Source organism: Streptomyces canus (genome assembly GCF_030816965.1).
Classification (GTDB): domain Bacteria; phylum Actinomycetota; class Actinomycetes; order Streptomycetales; family Streptomycetaceae; genus Streptomyces; species Streptomyces canus_E.
The window spans coordinates 1,146,464-1,171,267 of record NZ_JAUSYQ010000002.1 but is presented as its reverse complement, the minus strand read 5'-3'; the positions used below and the strand labels follow the sequence as shown (position 1 = coordinate 1,171,267).

Sequence of the window (24,804 nt, the reverse complement as noted above, 5' to 3'; positions counted from 1 at the left end):
CTGTCACGGTGGTTCACGATGTGATCGCCATGTGATCGGACCTGGCCCGGAAGATAACGAACCGATAACCCTCCTCGTGGTCATGGTCGTGTGGATACTGTGCGCATGTCACGTGTACTGCTGATCGAAGACGACCCCGCCGTGCGGGAGGGCGTGGCCCTGGCCCTGCGCCGCCAAAGCCATGACGTCGCCGCCACCGCGACCGGCGAGGAGGGGATGGACCGGCTGCGGGCCTTCCGGCCGGACATCGTCGTCCTCGATCTGATGCTTCCCGGCATGACCGGCCTGGACGTGTGCCGGGGCATACGGGCCGTCGACCAGACCCTGCCGATCATCATGGCGACCGCACGGGGAGACGAAGTGGACATCGTCGTCGGCCTGGAGGCGGGCGCCGACGACTATGTCGTCAAACCCGTCCTGGCCCGGGTGCTCGACGCGCGCATACGCGCGGTCCTGCGCCGGGCGGCCGGAAGCACACCCCGCGCCGAGGGCCTGCCGAAGATCGACACCTACGGCGATCTGGCCGTCGACCGGGCCGGCCTGACCGTCGCGCTGAATGGCGAGCCGATCGCCCTCGCCCCCTCCGAGCTACGGCTTCTGCTCACCCTCTCCGCCTCGCCCGGCCAGGTGTTCAGCCGTCAGCAACTCCTGGAGGCGGTCTGGGAGCATGACTACCACGGCGACGCCCGCCTGGTGGACGCCTGCGTCAAACGACTGCGCACCAAGATGTCCGAGCCGCCCCGCGCACCCCGCTACATCCACACCGTGCGCGGTTTCGGCTACCGCTTCGCGGCGCCGTGAGGAAGCGCCGGCTGCGGGGCCTGCGTGCCCGCCTGGTGGTGGCCTTCGGACTCGTCGCCGCTGTCGCGGCCATCTCGACCGGAGCCCTGACCTTCCGTGAGGCGCGCACCGGCATACTCCAGCAGAGCCAGGACGCCACCATCAGACAGCTGAGGGCCCAGCTCAGCCAGCACGCCGCCGAACTCACGCTGCCACCCGACGAATCGTCGTTGCGCAAGTTCGCACAGGACATGGCGGCCACCGAGTCGCAGGGGAGCTGGCGGGTACTGGTGACGTACGGGGACCTCAGCGGTTCCTCCGTCCCGGGCGACCCCTTCACCGAGGTCACGCCCGGCGTGCGCGAGGCCGTCGGCGCCAGCCGGGCCACCGTCTTCCAACGGGTGCGCGGCGACGGACGCACCTCCCTGGTCGTCGGCATGTCGATCCTCTTCGGCACCCCGGACAGCGCCGCCACGGTCACCGGGGTCCGGGTGTTCCTCGTCGTTCCGCAGACCACGGAACAGGCGTACGTCGACGCCCTGGTCACCGCTGTCGAACGGGCCATGGTGGCGGCCCTCGCGCTCGCTGTCGTGCTCGCCCTCCTCGCCGCCCGCGGGGTGCTGGTGCCGGTGCGCAAGCTGCGCCTGGCCACCCGCAGGATCGCCGAAGGGCGCCTGGACACCCGGCTCGCGGTCAACGGCTCCGACGAACTCGCCGACCTGTCCCACACGTTCAACGAGACGGCCGCCGCACTGGAGACATCGGTGGCCGAACTGCGCGAGATGGAGGCGCGGGCCCGCCGCTTCGCGGCCGACGTCTCGCACGAACTGCGCACCCCGCTCGCCGCCATGTCCGCCGTCACCGACGTCCTCGACGAGGACGCCGCCCGGCTGGACCCGGACACCGCCACCGCGGTCAGGCTCATCAGCGAGGAGACCGTCAAACTCGCCCGCCTCGTCGACGACCTGATGGAGATCTCCCGATTCGACGCCGGCGCCGCGGTGCTGCACCTGGACGAGATCGACCTCGCCGAGTCGATTCGGCGCTCTCTCGCCTCGCGCGGCTGGACGGACACGGTGGCGACCGACCTGCCGCCGCCGCACGCGGTACGCGGACGCGTCGACCCGCGCCGCCTCGACGTGGTCGTCGCCAACCTGGTCGGCAACGCGCTCAAGCACGGCGCCCGCCCGGTACAGGTGCGTCTGAGCGCCGGGGACGCGGGGGCCGTCATCGAGGTACGGGACAGCGGCCCCGGCATCCCCCACGACGTCCTGCCCCATGTCTTCGAGCGGTTCTACAAGTCGGACACTGCCCGCATCCGCTCGGAGGGCAGCGGCCTCGGTCTGTCCATCACCGCCGAGAACGTCCGCATCCACGGCGGCACCGTCCACGCGGCCAACCACCCGGCGGGCGGCGCCGTCTTCACCGTAGAACTTCCGCTGTGGCGGGACGAGTCGCCCGAGGAGAACCCGTCATGAAGGCCCTGCGCAGCGTCCCGCTGCTGACGCTCCTCGCGCTCACCTCCTGCGGGATCCCCGCGACCGGAGTGGTGCAGGCGGGCGGTCCCGCGAGCGGGACACTGCCGATGACGCGGGTCTACTTCGTCGAGAACGGCGCACTTGTCGCGATGCCGCGCACGACCGAACTGCCCGGTGACCCCGAGGCGGCGCTGCAGCTGCTGATGGCCGGTCCGCTGGCCGGGGAGGGACGCTCGGGGAGGCTCTCCACCGAGGTACCGGGCGTGCCGACCGCCATGGCACTCCCGCCCGCCACCGACGGGCCCGGGAACCCCCCCTCGCCGGACACCCCGACGGTGACGGCGAAGAGGGACGCGATGACGATCCGGCTCCCCCCGGGCATGGACAGGTTGAGCGACACCGGGGTTCGGCAGATCGTCTGCACGGCCGCCGCCGCGTACCGCCTCACACGTCCGTCCGACGCCACGCTCACCGCTGAAGTGACCGACGGCGGCGGACGGCAGGTCACGGCGTCGGACGAGGGCTGCCCCGACCGGTGAGGAGGTGGAAGGTCACGGGGGCCCGAGCGGCTCCCGCGGTGGAAGGCGCCGAGCCACCAGCGCGGCACGTCCCCCTTGACGCTGGGCTCCCGGCCGTCGAACACGTGTCGTTGAGGTACAGATGGCGCAGGTCCGCGACGGCCGCCGGTGTCCTGACCCGTCCCCGCCGCCCGGGCCGCCTCCCTCGAGAGACGGAAGTCAGGGCTATGGGCTGGGTCTCATGCGCCGCTCACGAGCTTCTCGAAGAAGAACTCGTGCTTGAGGAACGACGTCTCGTGCTCGGTCCCCGGGTACGGCGGGACGAGCTGCGCGGCCTGGAAGAGCCGCCAGCCGTCCTCCAGAGCGGCGACGCCCGTCTCGTACGGCGGCTCGTCGCTGTCCCCGGTCGTGGGGTGGGTGGTGCCCGTGCCGTCGTAGCGGGCCCAGCCGACGACCCGCGAGTCGAGCGCGGAGGTGTCCAGGTACAGGACGAGAACCTGCTGGCGCAGGGTGTTCGAGAGGGTCACGCCTCGCTCCTCTGTGCGGCGGGCCGGTTGGTGATGCGGGTGGCCCAGTACTCGATGTCGAACGCGGGATCGCCGGTCAGGGCCCGCCACAGCCTGATCCGGTTGAGGATCTCCAGCCGGCCGGTGGCCTGCTCGTACCAGGGGAAACCGCGCCCCAGTTCCTCCCGGACGGCAGGCGTGTCCAGGTCCGCCGTGTCCCACAGCCGCACCTGGGGCACGGTCGGGTTGAAGCGGATCTTGTACATGTGGCGGACGATGTCGCTGTCGTTGCGCCGTCCGCCGTGCCAGATCCCGTGGTGCAGCAGCGCGACCGTGCCGGCCGGGCAGGTCAGCCGGGTCTGGCCGCGCAGGTTCTGGTAGCGGCCGGTGTCGGATTCGTTGGTGCGGCGCAGATGGCTGCCGGGGACGATGAGCGTGCCGCCCATCTCCGTGGTGACCTCCTGCGGGTAGTACATGAGCTGGACGTCGAAGGCGTCGGACCGCAGATCGATGACGGCGTCGGCGTGCAGCGGCTGCGCGCTGCCCTCGCGCGGCTCCCGGGTGTGCACGAAGTGGTGGTCGACGGTCGGATCCGGGCCCACCAGACTCTCCAACGCCCCCGCGACGGCGGGCAGTTCGACGAGCCGACGGGCGAAGGAGCCGTCGAGGAACGCCTTCGGCACAGGAGTGCCGTACGGCACGGAGGGCAGCCCGGCGGCGAAGACACCGAGCGCCTCCTCGTTCATCTCCCGGGGCACGATGCCGTCCAGGCGCAGGAAACCGTGGGCCACGAACCGCGCCACCTGGGCGGAGCTCAGCAGCTGTCGTGTGGTTGACATACGGCAACCGTAGGAACAGTCACCCGGGAAGTGGTGGGTCGTAATCGGCGACCACTGGTAATTTTCCACCATGACCCAGCACGTCGACCTCACCCTCGACCTGCCGCCCCACGTGGAGAACGCGGGCGTCGGTGTGCACGGCTTCGCGGGCCCGCACGACGTGTTCCGGCTGCCACGGCTGTGGCAGCTCCATCTCTACGGCTACTCCGGCACCCTCGAGTTGGGCGGCTCCCGGCACCCGATCCGCCCGGGGCATGTGAGCCTCGTCCCGCCCGGCGCCGAGGTGCACTTCCACTACGACGCCACACGCTGCGAGCACCTGTACGCCCACTTCCGGCTGCCGGGCGTCGGCGAGCGGCGCCGGGTCCCGGTGATGCAGGACGCCGGCGCGGACGCGGCGGTGCTGACCGGGCTGCTGCGGCAGACGGTCGCCGCGAGCGCGCAGTCCTCGGCACGGGCCTCCGCCGAGCTGTGGACGGTGCTGTGGCGTACGACCGGTCTGACCGCCGCCGGCGAGAACCGTCCCGGCTCCCGGCACCCCGCCCTGCGGACGGCCGTCGCCCACATCGAGGAGCATCTGGCCGAGCCTCTGAGCGTCCCCGGCATCGCCCGCGCCGCCGGGGTCTCGCACACCCATCTGACCCGGCTGTTCCGCGAGGGCACCGGACACACGGTCGTCGCCTACATCCGGCGCCGTCGCACGGAACGCGCCCGGCATCTGCTCATCGCCTCCACGCTGGCCATCCCGGCGATCGCGGCGACCGTCGGCATCCCTGACCTGCAGGCCTTCAACAAGGCCTGCCGCAAGGAGCTGGGCGCGTCGCCGAGGGCCGTACGGGAGGGGTACGGACAGGGCGTGGTTCAGGCCGGGGCCGTACGCCGGGCGCCCCAGTGCCGGGTCCGGTATCTGCCGACCGCGGCACAGACGACGTAGAGGACGAACGAGATCGTCGTGACGTACGGGCTGATCGGAATGCTGCTCCCCAGGGCCAGCAGAATGCCGCCCTCGATCGACGCCATGGCGAAGACCACGCTGAGCAGCGGCAGCAGGACCGGTGACGCGGTGACGCGGGCGGCGGCCGCGGCCGGAGTGATCAGCAGGGAGAGCACCAGCAGGGCGCCCACCACCTGCACGGACAGGGCGACCGCCAGGCCGAGCACGATCATGAAGGCGAAGGAGAGCCCGCGCACCGGGACCCCGCGGGCCTCGGCCACGTCGGGGTCGGCGCTGGCGAAGGCGAGCGGGCGCCACATCACCGCGAGGGCGATCAGGACCACCGCGGAGGTGACGAGCAGCCAGGTCGTCTGCGGGGTGTCCACCGCGACGATCTGTCCGGTGAGCAGGCCGAACTTGTTCGCCGCCCGCCCCTTGTAGAGGGCGAGGAAGAGCACTCCGAGGCCCAGTCCGAACGGCATCAGGATGCCGATCACGGAGTTGCGGTCACGCGCGCGCGTGCCGAGCAGGCCGATCGCGCCCGCCGCCAGGAGGGATCCGGTGATCGAGCCCGCCACGATGTTCATGCCCAGCAGAAGCGCTCCGGAGGCGCCGGCGAAGGACAGTTCGCTGATGCCGTGCACGGCGAAGGGCAGGTCGCGCATCGCGACGAACACCCCGGCCAGGCCGCCGACCAGGCCCAGGGCCGCGCCGGCGATGAGCGAGTTGCGGACCAGGACGAGGAGTTCGCCGTAGTTCTCGAAGGTGAACAGCTCGTGCCAGACACTCATGGACGGACCTCCTCGGGCACCTGGTGCGCGTGGTCATCGTGGGCGCCGACCACCACGACCCGGCCGTGCACATGGACGACGTCGACCCGGGTGCCGTACAGCCGGGACAGCGACGCGGAGGTGAGGACCTCGTCGGGGGTGCCCACGTGGTGGCCGCCCGGTGCCAGGTACAGCACCCGGTCCACCAGACCGAGCACCGGGTTGATCTCGTGGGTCACGAACACCACCGCCGTGCCGTGGGAACGGCGGCGGGCGTCCACCAACTCGGTGACCGCGCGCTGGTGGTGGAGGTCCAGGGAGAGCAACGGCTCGTCGCACAGCAGGATGCGGGGATCGGTCGCGAGGGCCTGCCCGACGCGGACGCGTTGACGCTCGCCGCCGGACAGCAGGCCGAGCGGGACGTCGGCATACGCCGAGGCACCCACCGACGCGAGGATCTCCTCAACACGCTTGCGTACGGCGGCTGTTCGCAGGCGCGGCCCGAAGCGGTGGCCGTCGATGCCGAAGCGCACGAGGTCACGGGCGCGCAGCATCGCCTGCGCGGACAGGGCTGGCTGCTGGGGGACGTAACCGATGTGCCGGGCGGCCTCGCGGGGAGAGCGGCCGAGGACCGTCAACTCCCCTGCGGACAGCGGCTGCCGGCCGAGCAGGGCCCGCACGAAGCTGGTCTTGCCCGCTCCGTTCGGGCCCAGCACGGCGAGGAACTCCCCTGGGGGTACGTCCAGTTCGAGGTCGCTCCAGACCGTGCGCGGACCGTAGGAGAGACCGGCCCCGCGCAGGCTGATGACCGTGCTCACTTGGCCAGTGCGTTCGCGAGCGCGTCGACGTTGCCGGTCATCCACGCGAGGTAGTTCTTGCCGCTCGGCAGGGTCTCCGTCACCGGGACCACGGGGATGCCGGCCGCCTTGGCCGCCTGCTCGGACTTCTCGGTCTGCGGGCCGGAGGTCTGCGCGTTGTAGACCAGCGCCTCGACCTGCTTGTCGGTGAACAGGGCGAGGGTCTCCTGAAGGACCTTGGGGGAGACGTCGTCGCCCTCCTCGATGGCCTCGCTGAACTCCGTGGGCGTCTTGTCGACCAACCCGCTCGCTCCGGTCATGTACAGCGGCACGGGCTCGGTGATGGCGATCGCCTCGCCGCCGTGCTCCTTCTTGATCTGCGCCTCCTTGGCCTCCAGCGGCTTCAGGTCGGCCCTGAAGGCGTCGGCGTTCTTCGTGTACGTCGCGGCGTTCGCGGGATCGGCCTTGCCGAGGGCGGCGGCGATGCGGTCGGCGATCTTCGCGACCGTGGGGAAGTCGTACCAGACGTGCTCGTTGAGCTCGCCGCCCTGGGGAGCGGTCCTGCCGGAGACCTTCACCGCGTTGATCACCTCGGCGGAGGAGTTGCCGGCGCTCTTGAGCATCCGGTCCACGAAGTCGTCGTAGCCGCCGCCGTTCTCGACGACGACCTTCGCCTTCGACAGGGCCAGCTGGTTCTGGGTGCTGGCCTCGTAGGAGTGCGGGTCCTGGTCGGGGTCGCTGATGACCGAGGTGACGGAGACCTTGTCGGCGCCTATGCGCGAGACGATGTCGCCGTACACGTTGGTGGAGGCGACGACGGCGACCTTGGACGAGGCGGCCGGGGCCGCCGAGGCGCTCCCGTCGCTCCCGGAGTCCGAGGAGCTGCCGCAGCCTGCCAACAGGGTGACGGAGGCGCCGACGAGCAGCACCAGGCGGCGGGACGACGGGGACGTGGACATGGATCCTCCAAGCGCGGTTCTGATGACCCCCTCACGCTAGATGAAAACGATTGTCGTAAACAGGTCTGGCGGCCCGTAAGTGAAAAGCGTTGCCAATAATTGACTCGTCCCTGGTCCGGACCCGTCCGCTAGTCCGAGGACGCGGTGCGGGCCCGGTGGCGGCGGACCGCGTCCCGGTTGGCGCAGCGGGGGGAGCAGTACCGCTGCCGGCCGGTGCGGGAGGTGTCGGCGAAGATCGTGGCGCACTCCGTCACCTCGCAGCGCCGCAGGCGGTGCATGCCGCGTCCCGCCAGGTGCAGGGCGGTGCCCACGGAGATCAGGGAGTACAGCACGTCGCCGAGCGACTGGCCCTCGTCGCGGTAGTGCAGATGCCAGCCGGTGCCCACATGGTTGGTCATCCGCGGATACGCGGCGGCCGTCGCCAGCATGCGGTTGAGCAGCTCGGCGCGCTCCTCCTCGTCCGTGGCGTCGACCACCTTCTCCCACGCGTCCAGCACCTCCCCGGTGCGGACCAGGTCCCTCGGGGTGACCGGGCCGTCCAGCACCACCCCGGCGGCGAGGCAACGGTCCGCGAGCTCCGTGACGTCGGCCGGGCGCCGGTTGGCCAGATCCGCGGCCAGCTTCACGGGATCCTCGCCGTAAGGGTTGAGATGCACAAGGGCATTACACCAGGGTGGTCGGTATGGGACAAGGCACCGGAAACTCAACGGCCGTACGGCAGGCGGTGGAGTACGACCTGGTGGAGCTGGTACGTCTGCAGGCTCTGCGCTCCGGGGATCTCGACGGCAACGCGCTGGACTCACTGGCCGTGGCGCTGTGGGAGCAGCTCACCGCGGACGACGTGCGCGTCCTGGTGGTGGACGCCGAGGACGAGGGGCTCGCCGCCTGTGGCATCGGCGCCATCGACCGACGCCCGCCCCGACCGGGCTCGCGCGGCGGCCGGACCGGGCACGTCATCGGAGTCGTCACCGATCCGGACCACCGGCGGCACGGCCACAGCCGTACGGTCATCGGCGGCCTGCTCGCCTGGTTCCGGGACCACGACGTCTCCCGGGTGGAACTGCGCGCTCCCATCGAGAACGCGCCCCTTCACCGCGCGGTCACTCCTTCCCGGTGAGCAGTCTTCGGGGGTTGGCGATACGGAAGGCGTAGGCCGCCGCTCCGCCGAGCCCGTGGCCGGGGTGCTGCGGCGGCTCCGCGTACGGCCGGTCCGAACCCTGGACCACGGCGTCCACGCCCAGCGCACGCACGACGGACTCGACGGCACGCGGCCCGTACGAGGACGTCTCGACGAACACCAGCGGGTCCGGCTCCGTCCTGCCGTCCCCGCGCGCGGCGAACCGCTCCCCGTGCAGCGGGGCGAGTCCGGCCAGCAGTGCGAAGCAGACCCGCAGCCGCGGATGGCGGGGGCGGCCGTAGGCACGGAAGGCGAACCAGGCGGCGTGCATCTGCTGGACGTAGGGGACCATCGCGGGCCACCACCCGGGCCCCTCGGAGCCACCGGCCGCGGGCCCCGGGTGCACGAACAGCGGGAGGTCGCGTTCTTCGAGCAGCTCGAGCAGCGGGGCGCACCGGGCGTAACCGGCCGCGTCCGCAAGGGCGTCGGCGGGCAGCTGGAGGCCGGCGAACCCCTGGTCGAGGTAGTCCGCCGTCGCCTTGGCGTCGACGTCCCGCACACAGGCGGCGGCCCACGCCCCGAACGGCGCGGGGAGCGCGGCCGCGCCCTCGTGATAGGCGTCCAGCAGCGGCCGTGCCTCGGCCGCGGGCAGCCACTCCACGCCGATCGGCGCCGAGAGGGAGACGAGCGCGAGGCCGAGGCCGTCGGTGGCGGCGAGTTCCGCGCGCCGGGCCGCGTCGTGGTCGGCGGGCGGGAGGCCGTAGGGCGGCTCACCGTCCAGATACAGCGTCCAGCCGTCCAGGTACGGCGGCTCGCGGCGCGCCCTCAAGGCCGTCACCAGCGCCGGGCTCCACAGATGCTGGTGCACGTCGACATTGGTCATGTCGCTCCTCCCACCCAGGCCCGCGATGTGCTCCGGACTCCGCCGGCCCCCATGATCTCGTGGCCGACCACCTCCGCGTCCACCCCGCGGCGGCCGTGAGGTCGGTCGGCCTGCTCGGAGCTTCCTGGCTCACCGAGCTCCGTTTGCCGAGCCGATCTCCACCACGCGGGCCCAGGCGGGCGGTGAGTCCGGCACGTACTCGGGATTGTTCTCGCGTCGTGCCCGGCTCCTGCCCGGCCGGGGGAACAGACCGATGACGGTACGGCATGAGGGCCGCGCGCTCGGCCAGGGCGTCTGCCCGTCGGTCAGGGCCACGACGACGTCCGGACGGGGCCGCGAGCGCAGCGCCTTCTCGAAGCCCGTGCGCAGATCCGTCCCCCCGCCGCCGACCAGCGGGATGCCCTCGGCCCGGCACAGCGGACGCACGACCCCGGCCGCCGCGTCGCACGACAGCACGTTGACCAGATCACGTCGGCCGCCCACGGCGTGGGAGATCGCGGCAACCTCCAGGAGCGCGCTGCCCAGCTCGCCGTCGCTGACCGAGCCGGAGGTGTCGATGATCACGCAGACCCGTGGCGGCCGGCGCCGCAGGCTCGGCAGCACCGCGCCGGGCACCCCCGCCGAGCGCCGCGACGGACGGCCGTAGCTGTAGTCGTCGCCCGCGCCGGAGCCGGAGACCGCCGAACGAAGTGCCGCGCCCAGCAGGTCCCGCCACGGCTGCGGCGGATGGAACGCCTCCTCCGCCCACCGCCGCCAGCCCTGCGGGGTGTCCCCCGGATGCGCCTTGATGCCCTGCGCCACCCGGAAGCGGACCGCGTCCCGCTCCTGCTCGCTCAGACTGTCCGCCCCGTCGGGGCCCAGGTCCCACTCGCGTTCCAGGCCGTCGGCACCGCTGCCGCAGTCCAGCCAGGCCAGGTCAAGAGTGAGGGGCCCGAAGCTGATCCCGCTCAGGTACTCCTCCATCAGCTGTCCCTCGGGCAGCCTCAACCGCCAGGGCCGCACGGCGCCCTTGGGCGCGACCAGTCCGTCGCCGTACACGTCGTCGTTGATCTCGCAGTCCGCGGCGATGTTCATCCGCAGCCGGTCTCCGACACCGGTCAGCCCGCGCTCACGGGCGACCCGGTCACCGCGCCCGTGGTGGTCGCGCAGCAGGTGGGACACCTCGTGCACCCACACGCCCGCCAGCTCCTCCACCGGCATGCGGTCCACGAACGCCGGTGAGACATAGCACCGCCAGTGCCGGTCGACGGCCATCGTCGGCACCTGCTTCGACTCGACGGTGTGCAGGGCGAACAGCGCGGTGGCCAGATAGGGGCGGGCCCGGGCGGCGTGGAGACGGGCGGCGAAGAGTTTGTCGCGGTCCAGATGTCCCCCCTCTCCGGGGGTCTTCGTGCTCATCGGCGGGCCTTGGAGGCGACAGCCGCCCGGTCCGCCCGCCGGGACAGCGCCACCGTCCCGGCGAGCCTGTCGATCGCCGCCGGCACGTCCCAGTCCTGCTGCCGCAGCGAGGCGAGCGTGGTCGCGGGCACGACGACCAGGTCCGGGGCGCCGGTCTCCAGCGCCCGCACCAGCACCGCCCACGCGGAATCCCAGCGGGCCCGGTCCGGACGTGCGCGTACGGCCGCCACCACACCGTCGAGCACCGCCTGCCGCAGGTCTCCCCGTTCGGGCAGGACGGCCCCCGCGGGATCGGCGAGCACGTCCTCGGGGTCCGGGAGGTCCAGCCGGTCCAGGCTCGCCAGCAGCTCCAGCCCCGGGCCGTCGCCCACCGTGCCCCGGACCAGCGAGGAGAGCACGTCCCGCGCGGAGCCGGCCGCGGTCGCGAAGGCGATCAGGGACAGGGTCATGTCCCAGCTCCGCGGCGACGGCCAGGGACCGCCCCGCCCGGTCTCGTTGGTGGGCAGCCGGTGCACGAGCGTGGGGCGCGCGGCGAGCAGCCCGCACACCGCGCGGCGGGCGAAGTCCACGGCCTCCCGCAGCTTGCGCGGGTCGAGCCGTGGCAGGGTGGCCCGCGGCCAGGTCCCGCCGAGCCCGCGTACGACGGTCTCGTGGTCGTGGGTCCACTGGAGATGGACGAACCGGTTGGCCAGCGGTGGGCTGAGCTCCCAGCCGTCGGCCGCCGAGGACCTGGGGTTGGCGGCGGCCACGATCCTTACGCCGGGCGGCAGCCGTAGTGCGCCGATCCGCCGCTCCAGGACGAGCCGGAGCAGCGCGGCCTGGACGGCGGGCGGTGCGGTGGACAACTCGTCCAGGAACAGCAGCCCCCGGCCGGCCCGCACCAGGCGTACCGCCCAGTCCGGCGGGGCCATCGGCACGCCCTGGGTGGCGGGATCGTCCCCGACCACGGGCAGCCCCGAGAAGTCGGACGGCTCGTGCACGCTGGCGATCACCGTGGTCAGCGGCAGGTCCAGGGCAGCGGCGAGCTGGGTCAGGGTCGCGGTCTTGCCGATGCCCGGCTCACCCCACAGCAGTACGGGCAGATCGGCGGCCACGGCCAGGGTGAGGGCCTCCAGCTGGGAGTCGGGGCGCGGTTCGGTGGTGGAGTCGCGCAGCAGTGCCAACAGGTCGGCGGCGACGTCGAGTTGGGAGGCGGAAGCAGGGGCGGTCATGGGCATGAGTGATCACCTATGGGCTAGGAGCGGGCCAGGAGGAGGGGACAGTTTCCCCGTTGGGGATTCAGGTCGCGTGACGCGGATGGGTACGCCGGTTCCGGGAGTCGCGACCGCTCGGACGCGGTCGGAACCGGGTGGGCCCGGGTCCCGTCAGGCCCGCCCTGAACAGTCCGTATGTGATGCGCCGTAGCGCAGCCGCCTCCAGTTCGTCCCGGAGGGGGCCGGTGCGCAGCAGCGCCTCGGGGCCGAGCAGTCCTTCCACGACGGCCAGCGCGCCGGCGGTGTCGCCGTGCACGAGACGTTCGCGGACGCCGGCCAGGCAGTGCGGACGGCGGTGTGCCTCGTCGATCGCCTGGAGGCAGGGGAGCGGGGTGCCGGTCAGCGCGACCAGCAGTTCCTCCCGCCGGATCTCGTCCGGGTCGTGGTCCAGCGGGGCCAGCACCCCGTCGACCAGGCCGATCCGGTGTCTGGCTCCCCGGCACTCCACGAGACGCGGTCGTCCCGGCCGGTCCGGGGTGCGAGGTGGTCCGGTGGCCGCTCGGTCCGGTGCCAACGCGGCGGCGACCAGGGGGTGCAGCCGTTCCGCCTCGATCGCGCCGGCGCGCAGCAGTTGGAGGTCGGGCAGCACCCAGGTCGCCGCGTCCGGCAGGACGGGGAGTGCGGATACGGTACCGGCCGAGGGAGTCGGCACGGGTCGTATCAGATCGTCGTCCGCGGCGAGCTCCAGCACCAGCCGCTGCCGCCCACCGAGCCGCACCAGCAGGAGTCCGCCGGTCCGTCCTTCGGCCGCGAGCAGTATCCGCGCCTCCGCCGCCCACCGGTCGACGGCGCAATCGGGCGGCACCATCAACTCCGGTTCATGGCCAGCAAGTTGACTGGGCCGCGACCGCATCGAGGGCTCACCGACGTCCGACCCTTGCCGCAGCTCGTCGGTTCCGGTCTGGTCGGGGGTCTGACTGGTTCCGGTCTGGGCGTGGCCTTCAGCGGCTTCGGTCCGGTCGGGGAGCTGATCGGGGATCTGACTGGTTCGGGCCCGGTCGCGGGTCTGCTTGGTTCCGGTCCGGTCGTCGTCTTGAGCGGTGCCGGTCTGGTGGTGGGTCTGGTTGGTCGCGGTCCGGTCGCGTGCTTCAGCGGTTCCGGTCGGGGCGCGGGTATCACTGGCCCCGTGCCGGTCGCGGGTCTGACTGGTCCCGGTCCGGTCGTAGCCTTCACCCGCTCCGGTCCAGTCGCACACCTCAGCGGCCCCCTCCGGGTCGCGCACTTCACCGCCCCAGTCCCGCTCCCGCGCCTCACCGGGCCCCGACCGTTCCCGCACGTCAGCGGCCGCGTCCGGGTCGCGGAGTTCACCGCCCCAGTGCCGCTCCCGCGCCTCACCGGGCCCCGACCGTTCCCGCACGTCAGCGGCCGCGTCCGGGTCGCGGAGTTCACCGCCCCGGTCCCGTTCCCGCACGTCACCGGCCCCCGACCGCGCCCCCAACTCCCCAGCCCTGCCCGCATCCCACAGATGCCGGTGCAGATCCAGCCGGAACCGTCGGTTCGGGCGCGGGTGCGGATGACCTGCGGCGCCGGCCGTGGACCGGGACCACAGCGCGAGGGTGATGCGCTGGCCGGCGTCCGCCCAGGCGGGCGCGGTCCGGGCCACGAGATGCACAGGGCCCTCGGGTGCGTCGTACTGCGCCAGTGTCAGGGTCACCCCGGGCCGCAGCAGCCCGTCCGGGGCGATCCTCGGCATGTGCCAGCGCAGCAGGTCGGGTGCGAGGGCGCGGAGATCGGACCGGACCCGGGAGGCCAGCTCCCGGCCGTGATCGCGCGCCACGGCACGGAGATTGAGATCGACGTCGAAACCCGCGGCGGCACACGCCCCCGCCCAGTCCCCGGCGAGGCGACGGGCGGTCGCGGTCTCGATCATGGCGGCCGGCACGGCGAACTCGCGCACGCGCGGCCAGAAGGATGTACGGATGTCCTCGTTCGCGGTCGAAGTGAGCATCAGCACTCACCTTGCGCGGACGGGACCCCCAATCGTTCAGGAGTGTGAGTCGTCATCGTCGAGCAGCGTAAGCCGCCTCACGCCCATCTGCCACGTATTTTCCGCCGGGTTAGCCTGGAGCGTGATCGGATTCCCGCTCGGCGCCACCACCACGCTGGCCGAACTCGCCAGTGATCCGCATCCGTGGCTGGCCCGACTGCGTGCCCACGAACCCGTCTCCTGGCTGCCCGAACTGAACGGCTGGCTGGTGACCCGGCGCGATCTCGCGCTCGACGTGATGCGGGACGCCGACACCTTCACCGTGGACGACCCCCGCTTCTCGACCGCCCAGGTCGTCGGCCCCAGCATGCTTTCCCTGGACGGCGACGAACACACCCGCCACCGCGAGCCGTTCACCGCGCCCTTCCGCCCGCGTGAAGTGCGGGACGGCTTCGCCGAGTTCATCGAGCGGGAGACCGACCGCCTCGTCACCGCACTCGAACCGGCGGGCGCCGCCGAACTGCGCCGCGGTTTCGCCGGCCCGCTCGCCGTCGCCGTCGTCACCGAGGCACTCGGGCTGGTGGGCGCCGGTACGGACACGGTGCTCTCCTGGTACGACGCCATCGTGCGGACCGTCTCGGACCTCACGGCGGGCCGTACGGCCGGACCTGCGGGCCCGGAGGCGTACGCCGAGCTTCGGACGGCGGTCGAGGCCACGGTCGCGGAAAAGGGCACCACCTCCCTCCTGACCTCCGCCGCGGACCGGTTGGCGCTGCCGGAGGTGGCCTCCAACGCCGCGGTGCTGATGTTCGGAGGCATAGAGACCACCGAGGCGATGATCACCAACGCACTGCTGCATCTCCTCCGGCACCCGGATCAACTCGCCTTGGTGCAGGACGACTTCGCCCTGCTGGACGGCGCGATCGAGGAGTCCCTGCGTCTTGAACCCGGCGCGGCCGTCGTCGACCGCTACGCCACCCGGGACATCGCTCTCGGCCCGGCTTCGATCCACAAGGGTGACCTCGTCACCGTCTCCCTGACGGGTGCCAACCGGGACCCCGCCGTCTTCCCCGACCCCGACCGCTTCGACGTCCGCCGCGCGAACGCCCGCCTCCAGCTGGCCTTCGCCCACGGCCCCCACTACTGCCTCGCCGCCCACCTGGCCCGCCTGGAGACCCGCGTTGCCCTGCGGCACCTGCTCGACCGTCTCCCCGCTCTCCGCCTCGACCCGGACCGCCCCGCCGCCCCGTACGGCCTGGTCTTCCGCAAGCCGCCCACCCTGCACGTGCTCTGGGGATGACCTTCAGCGCGGTGCGGTCGTCGGCGAGGACGTGCCGCTCGCCCGAGTCGACCGCTCAGCCGGCCTGCTTCACGTCCAGCGACAGGTCGTTGTCGACCGTGTAGTACGGCCGCACGACGATTCCCCCGGCCGTGGCGCCCGGGTAGACGAAGACGTTCTTGCGGTCCGCCACGTCGTCCAGAAGCCGGGCGAGCCGGATCATCGGGGCTCCGGGCGCGGGCCGTACGAACATGTCCCAGATGCCGTTGTCCAGGGTCTCGTCGTCGACCGTGAAGGAGAAGCTCCGGCCGTCCTGTCCGACCTGTGGCTCGAGCGTGCGTACGGTCCCTGTCTCCCGCCGCAGCCGCAGCCGCACCTCGGCGCCGGCCGGCAGCGAGGCGCCGTGCAGCCGGGCCGAGACCGTCAGTGCCCCGCCGGTGACGTCCACGCGGTCGACCTCCGCGTGCGCGGGCCGCAGCCAGGTCCGCACCGCGAGAAAGCCGTCCTTGGTGACGTAGGGGACCCGGACGGCCAGCGGCGCGTGCCGGTCCCGCAGGTGTCCGTCGACCAGGACCCGCAGGTCACGCGGGCCCGGACGCAGCCGTGTGCGCTCGGATCCGTCCAGCAGATATACGTCCCACCGTCCCTCCGCGAGCACGGGATCGGCCGCGAGCACGGCACGCGCGCGCCCCTCGTCGGCCGAGTTCAGGTCGAGGACGTGCAGGGTCTCCTCGGGCAGTCCCTTCTTCGGACGCAGCCGCAGCAGCAACCGGCGGCCGTGGGCCTGAGGCACCTCGAAGATGATCCTGCCGTCCGTGTCCACCGCGCATCCGGCGCGTGTCGTCGTCACGGCCTCCCCTTTCGTACGATGCGCAGCGCACCGCTCGCCGCGACCAGAGCCGTGTCCCGGGCGGCGAAGCCCCGGGCGGCCAGATGTGTGCTCCGGCGTTCCCGCACGACCGGCCGTCCCGCCCGCCGCGCGGCGACCGCCTCGGTGATGAGCCGCTCGGCCTGCTCGACCACCGGTCCGGGAGCGAACCGCCGCGCGTTCTCCAGGGCCGCCCGGCTCATCCGGCGGCGCAGCTCGTCGTCCCCGACCAGCTCCAGCAGGGCCGCGGCCATGGCGTCCCGGTCCCCGACCGGCACCAACCGCCCGTCGACCCCGTCCGCGATGATCTCGGCGGGGCCGTGGGGACAGTCGGTGCTCACCACGGGCAGCCCGCAGCGCATCGCCTCGACGATGGTCATGCCGAAGGGTTCGAAGTCGGAGGCGGCCGCCCCGATCGAGCCCTTGACCCACTCCGCCTCCATGGGAGCCGCGGCACCCATCAGGAAGACGTTGTTCCACAGACCGAGGTCGTTGACGAGCTGCCGAAGCCGGTCGTGTTCGTCCCCCTTGCCGTAGATGCGCAGCTGCCAGTCCGGATGCTCGGCGGCGACCGCGGCGAAGGCCTCGACGAGAAGGTCGTACCGCTTCACCGGGACCAGCCGGCCGGCCGCGACGACCACCTTCGCGGAACCGTCGGCCGCGGGCAGCACGGAATCCGGCACGCTGTTCGGAAGCGCCTCGACCCGGACGCCCGGCAACCGCATCTGCCGCCGGTAGGCGCCCGCGTCCGCCTCGGTCACCGTGGTGAGCACGTCGAGCCCCCGGTAGGCCCGCCGCAGCGCGGTGCGCAGCCGGGGCGAGTGGTTGTCCAGGGTGAGGTGCTCCTGCCCGATCCGGGCGACATGAGGCGGCGCCTGACCCGCGAGATGCACGTTGAGCCCCGGCCGGGTGCCGATCACCGCGTCCGCGTCGATGGCGGCGAGGGCCTCCGATATGCGCTGGTCGGTCAACTCGCTGTACTGCCCGTACCGGTACTCGGAGCGCGGGAACACCCGCGCCGGTCTCAGATGTAGAGGGTGCTCCTTCTCCTCTCTGAGATCGACCAGCGGTCGCAGCGAAACCTTCGGATCCAGCACGAAGTTGGGCAGCTCCCGGTGCCGCAGCACGGACACGATCTCCACCTCGTGCCGTTCGGCCAGGGCCTGGGCCAGATTGAAGGTCGTGGTGATGGTGCCTCCGATCCCGTAGGCGTTGTGGAGCAGGAAAGAGATCTTCATGCCGGGCTAGACCACCCGACATTGCCTGTGGTTGACCCTCGTTACCCTTTCGTGGTGTCCCCGCCGCCTGGGCGTCACGCTGTGTACTGGTATGCGGGATAAGTGAGGTAGCCGTTGTCGCCGCCCTGGAAGTAGGTGGCCTCGTCGGCGGGGGCGATCGGCAGATCGGTGCGCAGCCGCTCGACCAGGTCAGGGTTGGCGATGAACGCGCGGCCGAAGCTGATGAGATCGGCGCCGAGACCGAGCCAGTGGTCGGCCTCGGAGCGGCCGGCCTGCTTGGCGCCCAGCGGCAGCACCGGGTTCATGACGAGGGCACCGGGCCAGACCCGCCGCAGGTTCAGGAGCGTCTCCTCGGGGGCGGTGGCCTCCAGATGAACGTAGGCCAGCCCGAGACGGGACAGCTCGGTCAGCAGCGCGGTGTACAGCTCGACGACCTGGGTCTCCTCGACTCCCCAGAACGTGCCGCCCGGTGAGAGCCGGATCCCGGTCCGCTCGGCACCCACGGCGTCGACGGTCGCGGCCGCCGCCTCCACGGCGAACCGGATCCGGTTGGTCACCGAACCGCCGTAACGGTCCGTGCGCAGATTGGCGTTGGGGGCCAGGAACTGCGAGATCAAGTAGCCGTTGGCGCCGTGCAGTTCCACCCCGTCGAACCCGGCGTCGACGGCGCGGCGCGCGGCCTCGGCGTACGACTCGGCGTGCTCGGGCACCTCCTCTGTGCCCAGCGCGCGCGGAACCGGCGCGGGCTGCGGTCCCGTGGGCGTGAACACCTCGCCGGTGGCGGGGACGGCCGAGGGGCCGACGGGCCGCAGGCCGGTGGTGTCCGGGTGCGAGACCCGGCCGCCGTGCATGATCTGCGCGAAGATCCGGCCCCCGTTGGTGTGCACGGCCTCGGTCACCGGCCGCCAGGCGACCACCTGCTCGTCGGTGTACAGCCCCGGCGTCCCCGGATTGGACTGCCCGATCAGGCTCGGCTGCACCCCTTCGGTGACGATCAGGCCTGCCGTGGCGCGCTGGGCGTAGTAACGCGCCATCGACGGCGTCGCCAGACCGCCCTCGGCGGCCCGCACCCGTGTCATCGGGGCCATGACCACGCGGTTGGGCAGCCGCAGTCCGCCGAGCCGGAAACCGGTGAAAAGGGTCGTCACGTCATGTCTCCTTCGTGATCCGTCGCACCCGTTTCCCGGGCACGCAGGTACGCTAAAACCTGACGTCGACGTGAGGGTCAAGTCCGTGAGGGAGGAACGCGTGCGCATCGGGGAACTGGCGGCACGGGCCGGGGTCAGCGTCCGTGCCCTGCGCTACTACGAGGAGCAGGGGCTGCTCACCAGCACGCGCAGCGCGAGCGGGCAGCGGCACTACACACAGCCGGCCGTCGAGCGCGTGACATTCCTCCAGCGGATGTACGCGGCCGGTCTGTCCAGCCGTACGATCGCCGAACTCCTGCCGTGCGTCGACTCACCCAGCGCGGAGACGTCCGACGCCGCCCTGGAGCGGATGGCCGAGGAACGCGACCGGCTCACCGATCACATCGCGGAACTGATCCGGACCCGGGACGCCCTCGACGGGCTGATGGCCACGAACCGGGCTCACCACGAGAGCCTGCGAACGGCGTGACAGGCTGAGATCACCTGGAACCGGCCGGACCGAGGAGCCCCCACGTGACGTACGACATCGCCGCCCTCCGCTCCCACTTCCCGGCCCTGGCCGCCGGTATCGCCCACTTCGACGGCCCCGGCGGCACCCAGACCCCCGAGCCCGTCATCCGGGCCATCGCCGACGCCCTGGCGCAGCCCCTGTCGAACCGGGGACAGGTGACACTGGGGGAGCGCAACGCCGAGGCCCTCGTCACCGGGGCCCGCCGGGCGATGGCCGACCTGCTCGGGGCGAGCCCCTCGGGGATCGTCTTCGGCCGCAGCGCCACCCAACTCACCTACGATCTCTCGCGCACCCTCGCCAAGACCTGGTCACCCGGCGACGAGGTGGTCGTCACCCGCCTCGACCACGACGCCAACATCCGCCCCTGGGTCCAGTCCGGTGCCACCGTACGGTGGGCCGAATTCGACCCGGAGACAGGTGAGTTGACGGTCGACGCCATCCGGGCCGTACTGACCGAGCGAACCCGGCTCGTCGCCGTCACCGCGGCCTCCAACCTGATCGGCACGCGCCCCGACATCCCCGCCATCGCCCGGGCGGCGCACGAGGTCGGCGCACTCGTCCACGTCGACGGCGTCCACTACACGGCCCACGCCCTGGTCGATCTCGAGGCGCTCGGCGCGGACTTCTTCGTCTGCTCCCCGTACAAGTTCCTCGGCCCGCACCACGGAGTCCTCGCCGCCCGCCCGGAGTTGCTGGAGACCCTGCGCCCGGACAAGCTCCTGCCCTCCACCGACGCCGTCCCGGAGCGCTTCGAACTGGGCACGCTGCCCTACGAGTTCCTCGCCGGCACGACAGCGGCGGTCGACTTCCTCGCCGAGCGGCTGGACCCGGAGGCCACCGGCACCCGGCGGGAGCGGCTGAGCGCCGGGTTCGCCGCGCTCGAAGCCCACGAACGGGTCCTGCGCGCCCGGATCGACGAGGGGCTCGCCGCGCTCGACGGCGTCACCGTCCACTCCAGGGCCGCCGACCGCACCCCGACCGTCCTGCTGACCTTCGAGAACCACAGCACGGCCGACGCGTACGGCTTCCTCGCGGAGCGTGGCGTCCAGGCCCCGGCCGGTTCCTTCTACGCCATCGAGGCCTCCCGCCACCTCGGCCTCGGCGACACCGGCGGCCTGCGCGTCGGCCTCGCCCCCTACAACGACGCACCGGACGTCGACCGGCTCCTGACGGGACTGACCGACTTCCTGAAGAGGTGAAGGAGAGACGCCCGTGACCACCTTCCCCACCGCACGAGACGTACGGACCACCCCGGAAGGCCTGCTGTGGGAGCCCAGCGAACGCTGGGTGCGCGGCCGCAAGGGAGACGTCACCGTCGTCGACAGCCGGCACCCCGTCCTCGTCTGGGAACCGGACTTCCCCGTCCCGCTGTACGCCTTCCCGCGCGCCGACGTCCGCGAGGACCTGCTCCGGCCCGCGAAGAACCCGGCCACCGGTACCCACACCGGATCCCGGATCTTCTACGACCTCGAGGTCGACGGCGAGCTCGTCGAGAACGCCGCCTGGACCTTCCCGGCCGCCGACCTCGCCGGCCACATCGCCTTCGCGTGGTTCCGGCACCGGGGCACCGGCCTCGACCACTGGTACGAGGAGGAGGAAGAGATCTTCGTCCACCCCCGTGACCCGCACAAACGGGTCGACGCCATGGCCGGCAGCCGCCATGTCCGGGTCGAGATCGACGGGACGGTCGTCGCCGACACCCACCGCCCCGTCCTGCTCTTCGAGACGGGCCTGCCCACGCGCTACTACATCCCGCGCGAGGACGTCCGCCTCGACCTCCTCGAAGCCACCGACCACCACACCGGCTGCCCCTACAAGGGCACCGCCGAGTACTGGTCGACGGGTGGCCACGCGAACATCGTCTGGAGCTACCCGGACCCGCTCCCCGCCGTGGCCGCCGTCAAGGGGCTGCTCGCGTTCTTCAACGAAGCCGTCGACATCACCGTGGACGGGGAGCGCCTGGAGCGGCCGGTGACCCCCTTCACCGGGACGGTCCAGTGACCGGAACTGCCCGCAGAAGGTCGTACCACCGCCGTACCTGCGCAGATCACCACCAAACCGTCCGCGACACGTGACCTGACTCTCATGGCCACCGGCGGTCTTTGCCGAGACCATGGGGGCGTCACCGGCAGGCGGAAGGGAAACGGGAATGCTCCGCAAGGTACTGGTCGCCAACCGTGGTGAGATCGCGATCCGCGCGTTTCGCGCGGGTTATGAGGTGGGCGCGAGGACGGTCGCCGTCTTCCCGCACGAAGACCGCAACTCACTGCACCGGCTCAAGGCCGACGAGGCCTACGAGATCGGCGAACCGGGCCATCCCGTGCGGGCCTATCTCTCCGTCGACGAGATCATCCGCGCTGCCCGCCTGGCCGGTGCCGACGCCGTCTACCCGGGCTACGGCTTCCTCTCCGAGAACCCCGAGCTCGCGCGCGCGTGCGAGGAAGCGGGCATCACCTTCGTCGGCCCCAGCGCCGACATCCTCGAACTGACCGGCAACAAGGCCCGCGCGGTCGCCGCCGCCCGCGCCGCCGGCGTACCGGTCCTGGGCTCCTCGGCCCCCTCCACCGACGTGGACGAGCTGGTCAGGGCTGCCGACGACATCGGCTTCCCGGTGTTCGTGAAGGCCGTCGCCGGCGGTGGCGGACGCGGCATGCGCCGGGTCCAGGACCCCGCCCAGCTGCGCGAGTCCATCGAGGCGGCCGCGCGTGAGGCGGCCTCGGCCTTCGGCGACTCGACCGTCTTCCTGGAGAAGGCCGTCGTCGAGCCCCGCCACATCGAGGTGCAGATCCTCGCCGACGGGCACGGCAACGTCATCCACCTCTACGAGCGCGACTGCTCGGTGCAGCGCCGCCACCAGAAGGTCATCGAGCTCGCACCGGCACCCAACCTCGACCCGGACCTGCGTGACCGGATCTGCGCCGACGCCGTGCGCTTCGCCCGCGAGATCGGCTACCGCAACGCGGGCACCGTGGAGTTCCTCCTCGACCGCGAGGGCAACCACGTCTTCATCGAGATGAACCCACGCATCCAGGTCGAGCACACGGTCACCGAGGAGGTCACCGACGTCGACCTGGTCCAGGCCCAGCTGCGCATCGCCGCCGGCGCCACCCTCGCCGACCTCGGCCTGTCCCAGGAGACGGTGCAGCTGCACGGCGCGGCCCTGCAGTGCCGTATCACCACCGAGGACCCCGCCAACGGCTTCCGCCCCGACACCGGCCGTATCAGCGCCTACCGCTCGCCCGGCGGCTCCGGCATCCGCCTCGACGGCGGCACCACCCACGCCGGTACGGAGATCAGCGCCCACTTCGACTCGATGCTGGTCAAGCTCTCCTGCCGGGGCCGGGACTTCACCACCGCGGTCAACCGGGCCCGGCGTGCCGTGGCCGAGTTCCGCATCCGCGGCGTGGCCACCAACATCCCGTTCCTCCAGGCCGTCCTCGACGACCCGGACTTCCAGGCGGGCAACGTCACCACGTCGTTCATCGAGCAGCGTCCGCACCTGCTGACCTCCCGGCACTCGGCCGACCGCGGCACCAAGCTGCTCACCTATCTGGCCGACCGGACGGTGAACAAGCCGCACGGCGAGCGGCCCGACGTGATCGATCCGGTCACCAAGCTGCCCCGGGTGGATACCGGGGTGGAGCCGCCGGCGGGCTCCAAACAGAGGCTCACCGAGCTGGGCCCCGGGGGCTTCGCCGGCTGGCTGCGCGAGTCGCCGACCATCGGTGTCACCGACACCACCTTCCGCGACGCCCACCAGTCGCTGCTCGCGACCCGCGTACGCACCAAGGACATGCTCGCCGTCGCCCCGGCCGTCGCCCGCACCCTGCCCGAACTGCTCTCCCTGGAGTGCTGGGGCGGTGCCACCTACGACGTCGCCCTGCGCTTCCTCGCCGAGGACCCCTGGGAGCGGCTGGCCGCCCTGCGCGAGGCCGTCCCCAACATCTGCCTCCAGATGCTGCTGCGCGGCCGCAACACCGTGGGCTACACCCCGTACCCGACCGAGGTGACGGACGCCTTCGTGCAGGAGGCCGCGGCCACCGGCATCGACATCTTCCGCATCTTCGACGCGCTCAACGACGTCAGCCAGATGCGCCCCGCCATCGAGGCGGTACGGTCCACGGGCACGTCGATCGCCGAGGTCGCCCTCTGCTACACCTCGGACCTGTCCGACCCGAACGAGCGCCTCTACACCCTCGACTACTACCTGCGCCTCGCCGAGCAGATCGTCGACGCGGGCGCCCACGTCCTGGCCGTCAAGGACATGGCGGGCCTGCTGCGCGCCCCCGCCGCGGCGAAGCTGGTGTCGGCCCTGCGCCGCGAGTTCGACCTCCCGGTGCACATCCACACCCACGACACCGCGGGCGGCCAGCTCGCCACCTACCTCGCCGCGATCCAGGCGGGCGCGGACGCCGTGGACGGTGCCGTGGCCTCCATGGCCGGCACGACCTCGCAGCCCTCCCTGTCGGCGATCGTCGCCGCGACCGACCACTCCGACCGGCCCACCGGCCTCGACCTCAGGGCCGTCGGCGACCTGGAGCCGTACTGGGAGAGCGTCCGCAAGATCTACGCGCCCTTCGAAGCGGGCCTCGCCTCCCCGACCGGGCGCGTCTACGACCACGAGATCCCCGGCGGCCAGCTCTCCAACCTGCGCACCCAGGCCGTCGCACTCGGGCTCGGCGACCGGTTCGAGGACATCGAGGCGATGTACGCGGCCGCCGACAAGATCCTCGGCCACCTCGTGAAGGTCACCCCGTCCTCCAAGGTGGTCGGCGACCTCGCCCTGCACCTGGTCGGCGCCGGGGTCACCCCGAAGGAGTTCGAGGAGACCCCGGACCGCTTCGACATCCCCGACTCGGTGATCGGCTTCCTGCGCGGCGAGCTCGGCACCCCGCCCGGCGGCTGGCCCGAGCCGTTCCGCACCAAGGCGTTGCAGGGCCGCGCCGACGCCAAGCCCGTCCAGGAGCTGAACGCCGAGGACCGCACCGGCCTGGAGAAGGACCGCCGCTCGACCCTCAACCGGCTCCTGTTCCCCGCCCCGACCCGCGAGTACGAGACCCACCGTCAGTCCTACGGCGACACCAGCCTCCTGGACAGCAAGGACTTCTTCTACGGCCTCAGGCCGGGCAAGGAGTACGCCGTCGACCTGGAACCCGGTGTCCGGCTCCTCATCGCGCTGGAGGCCATCGGCGAGGCCGACGAGCGGGGCATGCGCACGGTGATGTCCACGCTCAACGGCCAGCTGCGGCCGATCCAGATCCGCGACCGCGCGGCCTCCTCCGACATCCCGACCACCGAGAAGGCCGACCGCTCCGACCCCGGCCATGTCGCCGCGCCGTTCGCCGGTGTGGTCACGCTGGCGGTCGCCGAGGGCGACGAGGTCGACGCCGGGGCGACCGTCGCCACCATCGAGGCCATGAAGATGGAAGCCGCGATCACCGCGTCGAAGGCGGGTCGCGTGTCCCGGCTCGCCATCAACAAGATCCAGCAGGTGGAGGGCGGCGACCTGCTGGTCGAGATCGCCTGAGCCGGAACGACGACGCCCGATTAGGGACGGGTCATGGCCGTTGCGGTCAAGTCGGACCGTTCGAGTCTGGACCA

At 72.0% G+C, this 24,804-nt stretch carries 22 protein-coding genes and 2 pseudogenes; 10 read left to right on the top strand and 14 right to left on the bottom strand.

Going from position 1 to position 24,804, the window contains the following annotated elements; genetic code table 11:
- The first annotated feature begins 105 nt into the window (after positions 1-105).
- Genes QF027_RS06305 through QF027_RS06295 form a run of 3 tightly spaced genes read left to right on the top strand, consistent with a single transcriptional unit; the run spans position 106 to position 2,797 of the window.
- Positions 106-801, top strand: a complete 696-nt coding sequence (locus tag QF027_RS06305; protein ID WP_306985160.1) for a response regulator transcription factor — start codon at positions 106-108, stop codon at positions 799-801.
- Positions 798-2,258, top strand: a complete 1,461-nt coding sequence (locus QF027_RS06300; protein ID WP_306985162.1) for a sensor histidine kinase — start codon at positions 798-800, stop codon at positions 2,256-2,258. The genes QF027_RS06305 and QF027_RS06300 overlap by 4 nt, the downstream gene beginning before the upstream one ends.
- On the top strand, positions 2,255-2,797 hold the full coding sequence (locus tag QF027_RS06295) for a hypothetical protein (RefSeq protein ID WP_306985164.1): 543 nt from the start codon (positions 2,255-2,257) through the stop codon (positions 2,795-2,797). Before QF027_RS06300 ends, QF027_RS06295 begins: the two co-directional genes overlap by 4 nt.
- A gap of 218 nt (positions 2,798-3,015) precedes the next feature.
- Here QF027_RS06295 and QF027_RS06290 read toward each other — a convergent pair whose 3' ends face one another.
- Both QF027_RS06290 and QF027_RS06285 read right to left on the bottom strand, forming a co-directional pair.
- A complete protein-coding gene (locus QF027_RS06290; RefSeq protein WP_307073210.1) occupies positions 3,016-3,303 on the bottom strand; it encodes a hypothetical protein in 288 nt (95 codons plus the stop codon).
- Entirely contained in the window at positions 3,300-4,121 is an 822-nt protein-coding gene (locus tag QF027_RS06285; protein ID WP_307073208.1) for a phytanoyl-CoA dioxygenase family protein, read from the bottom strand. The genes QF027_RS06290 and QF027_RS06285 overlap by 4 nt, the downstream gene beginning before the upstream one ends.
- 70 nt (positions 4,122-4,191) lie before the next feature.
- On the opposite strand from QF027_RS06285, the gene QF027_RS06280 reads away from it, so the two are divergent.
- Positions 4,192-5,055 (top strand): AraC family transcriptional regulator, encoded by an 864-nt coding sequence (locus tag QF027_RS06280; RefSeq protein ID WP_307073206.1) that lies wholly within the window; start codon positions 4,192-4,194, stop codon positions 5,053-5,055.
- On the opposite strand, the gene QF027_RS06275 is transcribed toward QF027_RS06280, so the two are convergent.
- The 4 genes from QF027_RS06275 to QF027_RS06260 form a co-directional block, all read right to left on the bottom strand.
- Positions 4,983-5,846, bottom strand: a complete 864-nt coding sequence (locus QF027_RS06275) for a metal ABC transporter permease (RefSeq protein WP_307073205.1) — start codon at positions 5,844-5,846, stop codon at positions 4,983-4,985. The genes QF027_RS06280 and QF027_RS06275 overlap by 73 nt on opposite strands.
- Positions 5,843-6,643, bottom strand: a complete 801-nt coding sequence (locus QF027_RS06270) for a metal ABC transporter ATP-binding protein (RefSeq protein ID WP_307073203.1) — start codon at positions 6,641-6,643, stop codon at positions 5,843-5,845. The genes QF027_RS06275 and QF027_RS06270 overlap by 4 nt, the downstream gene beginning before the upstream one ends.
- A complete protein-coding gene (locus tag QF027_RS06265) occupies positions 6,640-7,581 on the bottom strand; it encodes a metal ABC transporter solute-binding protein, Zn/Mn family (RefSeq protein ID WP_307073201.1) in 942 nt (313 codons plus the stop codon). Before QF027_RS06265 ends, QF027_RS06270 begins: the two co-directional genes overlap by 4 nt.
- Positions 7,582-7,709: 128 nt before the next feature.
- The gene (locus QF027_RS06260) at positions 7,710-8,237 is read right to left on the bottom strand and encodes a CGNR zinc finger domain-containing protein (RefSeq protein ID WP_307073198.1); all 528 of its coding nucleotides are present in this window, start codon (positions 8,235-8,237) and stop codon (positions 7,710-7,712) included.
- Between the two features lie 26 nt (positions 8,238-8,263).
- On the opposite strand from QF027_RS06260, the gene QF027_RS06255 reads away from it, so the two are divergent.
- Positions 8,264-8,698, top strand: a complete 435-nt coding sequence (locus QF027_RS06255) for a GNAT family N-acetyltransferase (protein ID WP_306985181.1) — start codon at positions 8,264-8,266, stop codon at positions 8,696-8,698.
- Here QF027_RS06255 and QF027_RS06250 read toward each other — a convergent pair.
- The 5 genes and pseudogenes from QF027_RS06250 to QF027_RS06230 form a co-directional block, all read right to left on the bottom strand.
- Positions 8,682-9,581, bottom strand: coding sequence for an amidohydrolase family protein (locus QF027_RS06250; RefSeq protein WP_306985183.1), 900 nt, complete (start codon positions 9,579-9,581; stop codon positions 8,682-8,684). The genes QF027_RS06255 and QF027_RS06250 overlap by 17 nt on opposite strands.
- A gap of 129 nt (positions 9,582-9,710) precedes the next feature.
- A complete protein-coding gene (locus tag QF027_RS06245) occupies positions 9,711-10,979 on the bottom strand; it encodes a vWA domain-containing protein (RefSeq protein ID WP_307073196.1) in 1,269 nt (422 codons plus the stop codon).
- Positions 10,976-12,196 carry an AAA family ATPase gene (locus QF027_RS06240; protein ID WP_307073194.1) on the bottom strand — a complete coding sequence of 407 codons (1,221 nt, stop codon included), beginning with the start codon at positions 12,194-12,196 and terminating at the stop codon, positions 10,976-10,978. The genes QF027_RS06245 and QF027_RS06240 overlap by 4 nt, the downstream gene beginning before the upstream one ends.
- A 61-nt stretch (positions 12,197-12,257) precedes the next feature.
- Positions 12,258-13,139 (bottom strand): annotated as a pseudogene (locus tag QF027_RS06235) (hypothetical protein); the annotation flags it as partial.
- A 489-nt stretch (positions 13,140-13,628) separates the two neighbouring features.
- Positions 13,629-14,180: pseudogene (locus QF027_RS06230) on the bottom strand (hypothetical protein); the annotation flags it as partial.
- A gap of 121 nt (positions 14,181-14,301) precedes the next feature.
- Between QF027_RS06230 and QF027_RS06225 the strand changes: the two are divergent.
- Entirely contained in the window at positions 14,302-15,459 is a 1,158-nt protein-coding gene (locus tag QF027_RS06225; protein WP_307073192.1) for a cytochrome P450, read from the top strand.
- A 55-nt stretch (positions 15,460-15,514) separates the two neighbouring features.
- On the opposite strand, the gene QF027_RS06220 is transcribed toward QF027_RS06225, so the two are convergent.
- From QF027_RS06220 to QF027_RS06210, 3 genes are all read right to left on the bottom strand, one after another.
- Positions 15,515-16,288: a hypothetical protein gene (locus QF027_RS06220; RefSeq protein ID WP_307073190.1), complete on the bottom strand. Its 774-nt coding sequence runs from the start codon at positions 16,286-16,288 to the stop codon at positions 15,515-15,517.
- Positions 16,285-17,544, bottom strand: a complete 1,260-nt coding sequence (locus tag QF027_RS06215; RefSeq protein ID WP_307073188.1) for a glycosyltransferase family 4 protein — start codon at positions 17,542-17,544, stop codon at positions 16,285-16,287. The genes QF027_RS06220 and QF027_RS06215 overlap by 4 nt, the downstream gene beginning before the upstream one ends.
- A 74-nt stretch (positions 17,545-17,618) precedes the next feature.
- Positions 17,619-18,692: an alkene reductase gene (locus tag QF027_RS06210; protein WP_306985196.1), complete on the bottom strand. Its 1,074-nt coding sequence runs from the start codon at positions 18,690-18,692 to the stop codon at positions 17,619-17,621.
- Positions 18,693-18,792: 100 nt separating this feature from the next.
- Between QF027_RS06210 and QF027_RS06205 the strand changes: the two genes are divergently transcribed.
- The 4 genes from QF027_RS06205 (at position 18,793) to QF027_RS06190 (ending at position 24,730) form a co-directional block, all read left to right on the top strand.
- The gene (locus QF027_RS06205) at positions 18,793-19,161 is read left to right on the top strand and encodes a MerR family transcriptional regulator (RefSeq protein ID WP_306985198.1); all 369 of its coding nucleotides are present in this window, start codon (positions 18,793-18,795) and stop codon (positions 19,159-19,161) included.
- Between the two features lie 44 nt (positions 19,162-19,205).
- Positions 19,206-20,402, top strand: coding sequence for a cysteine desulfurase-like protein (locus QF027_RS06200; protein WP_307073187.1), 1,197 nt, complete (start codon positions 19,206-19,208; stop codon positions 20,400-20,402).
- Between the two features lie 13 nt (positions 20,403-20,415).
- The gene (locus tag QF027_RS06195; RefSeq protein WP_307073184.1) at positions 20,416-21,204 is read left to right on the top strand and encodes a DUF427 domain-containing protein; all 789 of its coding nucleotides are present in this window, start codon (positions 20,416-20,418) and stop codon (positions 21,202-21,204) included.
- 148 nt (positions 21,205-21,352) lie between these two features.
- Complete coding sequence (locus QF027_RS06190) at positions 21,353-24,730, top strand: pyruvate carboxylase (RefSeq protein WP_307073182.1); 3,378 nt, start codon at positions 21,353-21,355, stop codon at positions 24,728-24,730.
- The last annotated feature ends 74 nt before the right edge of the window (positions 24,731-24,804 follow it).

Coding starts and splice junctions, on each gene's coding strand:
- QF027_RS06305 (WP_306985160.1), top strand. CDS start 106: ATGTCACGTGTACTGCTGATCGAAGACGACCCCGCCGTGCGGGAGGGC.
- QF027_RS06295 (WP_306985164.1), top strand. CDS start 2,255: ATGAAGGCCCTGCGCAGCGTCCCGCTGCTGACGCTCCTCGCGCTCACC.
- QF027_RS06285 (WP_307073208.1), bottom strand. CDS start 4,121: ATGTCAACCACACGACAGCTGCTGAGCTCCGCCCAGGTGGCGCGGTTC.
- QF027_RS06280 (WP_307073206.1), top strand. CDS start 4,192: ATGACCCAGCACGTCGACCTCACCCTCGACCTGCCGCCCCACGTGGAG.
- QF027_RS06275 (WP_307073205.1), bottom strand. CDS start 5,846: ATGAGTGTCTGGCACGAGCTGTTCACCTTCGAGAACTACGGCGAACTC.
- QF027_RS06265 (WP_307073201.1), bottom strand. CDS start 7,581: ATGTCCACGTCCCCGTCGTCCCGCCGCCTGGTGCTGCTCGTCGGCGCC.
- QF027_RS06255 (WP_306985181.1), top strand. CDS start 8,264: ATGGGACAAGGCACCGGAAACTCAACGGCCGTACGGCAGGCGGTGGAG.
- QF027_RS06250 (WP_306985183.1), bottom strand. CDS start 9,581: ATGACCAATGTCGACGTGCACCAGCATCTGTGGAGCCCGGCGCTGGTG.
- QF027_RS06245 (WP_307073196.1), bottom strand. CDS start 10,979: ATGAGCACGAAGACCCCCGGAGAGGGGGGACATCTGGACCGCGACAAA.
- QF027_RS06240 (WP_307073194.1), bottom strand. CDS start 12,196: ATGCCCATGACCGCCCCTGCTTCCGCCTCCCAACTCGACGTCGCCGCC.
- QF027_RS06215 (WP_307073188.1), bottom strand. CDS start 17,544: ATGAAGATCTCTTTCCTGCTCCACAACGCCTACGGGATCGGAGGCACC.
- QF027_RS06190 (WP_307073182.1), top strand. CDS start 21,353: ATGCTCCGCAAGGTACTGGTCGCCAACCGTGGTGAGATCGCGATCCGC.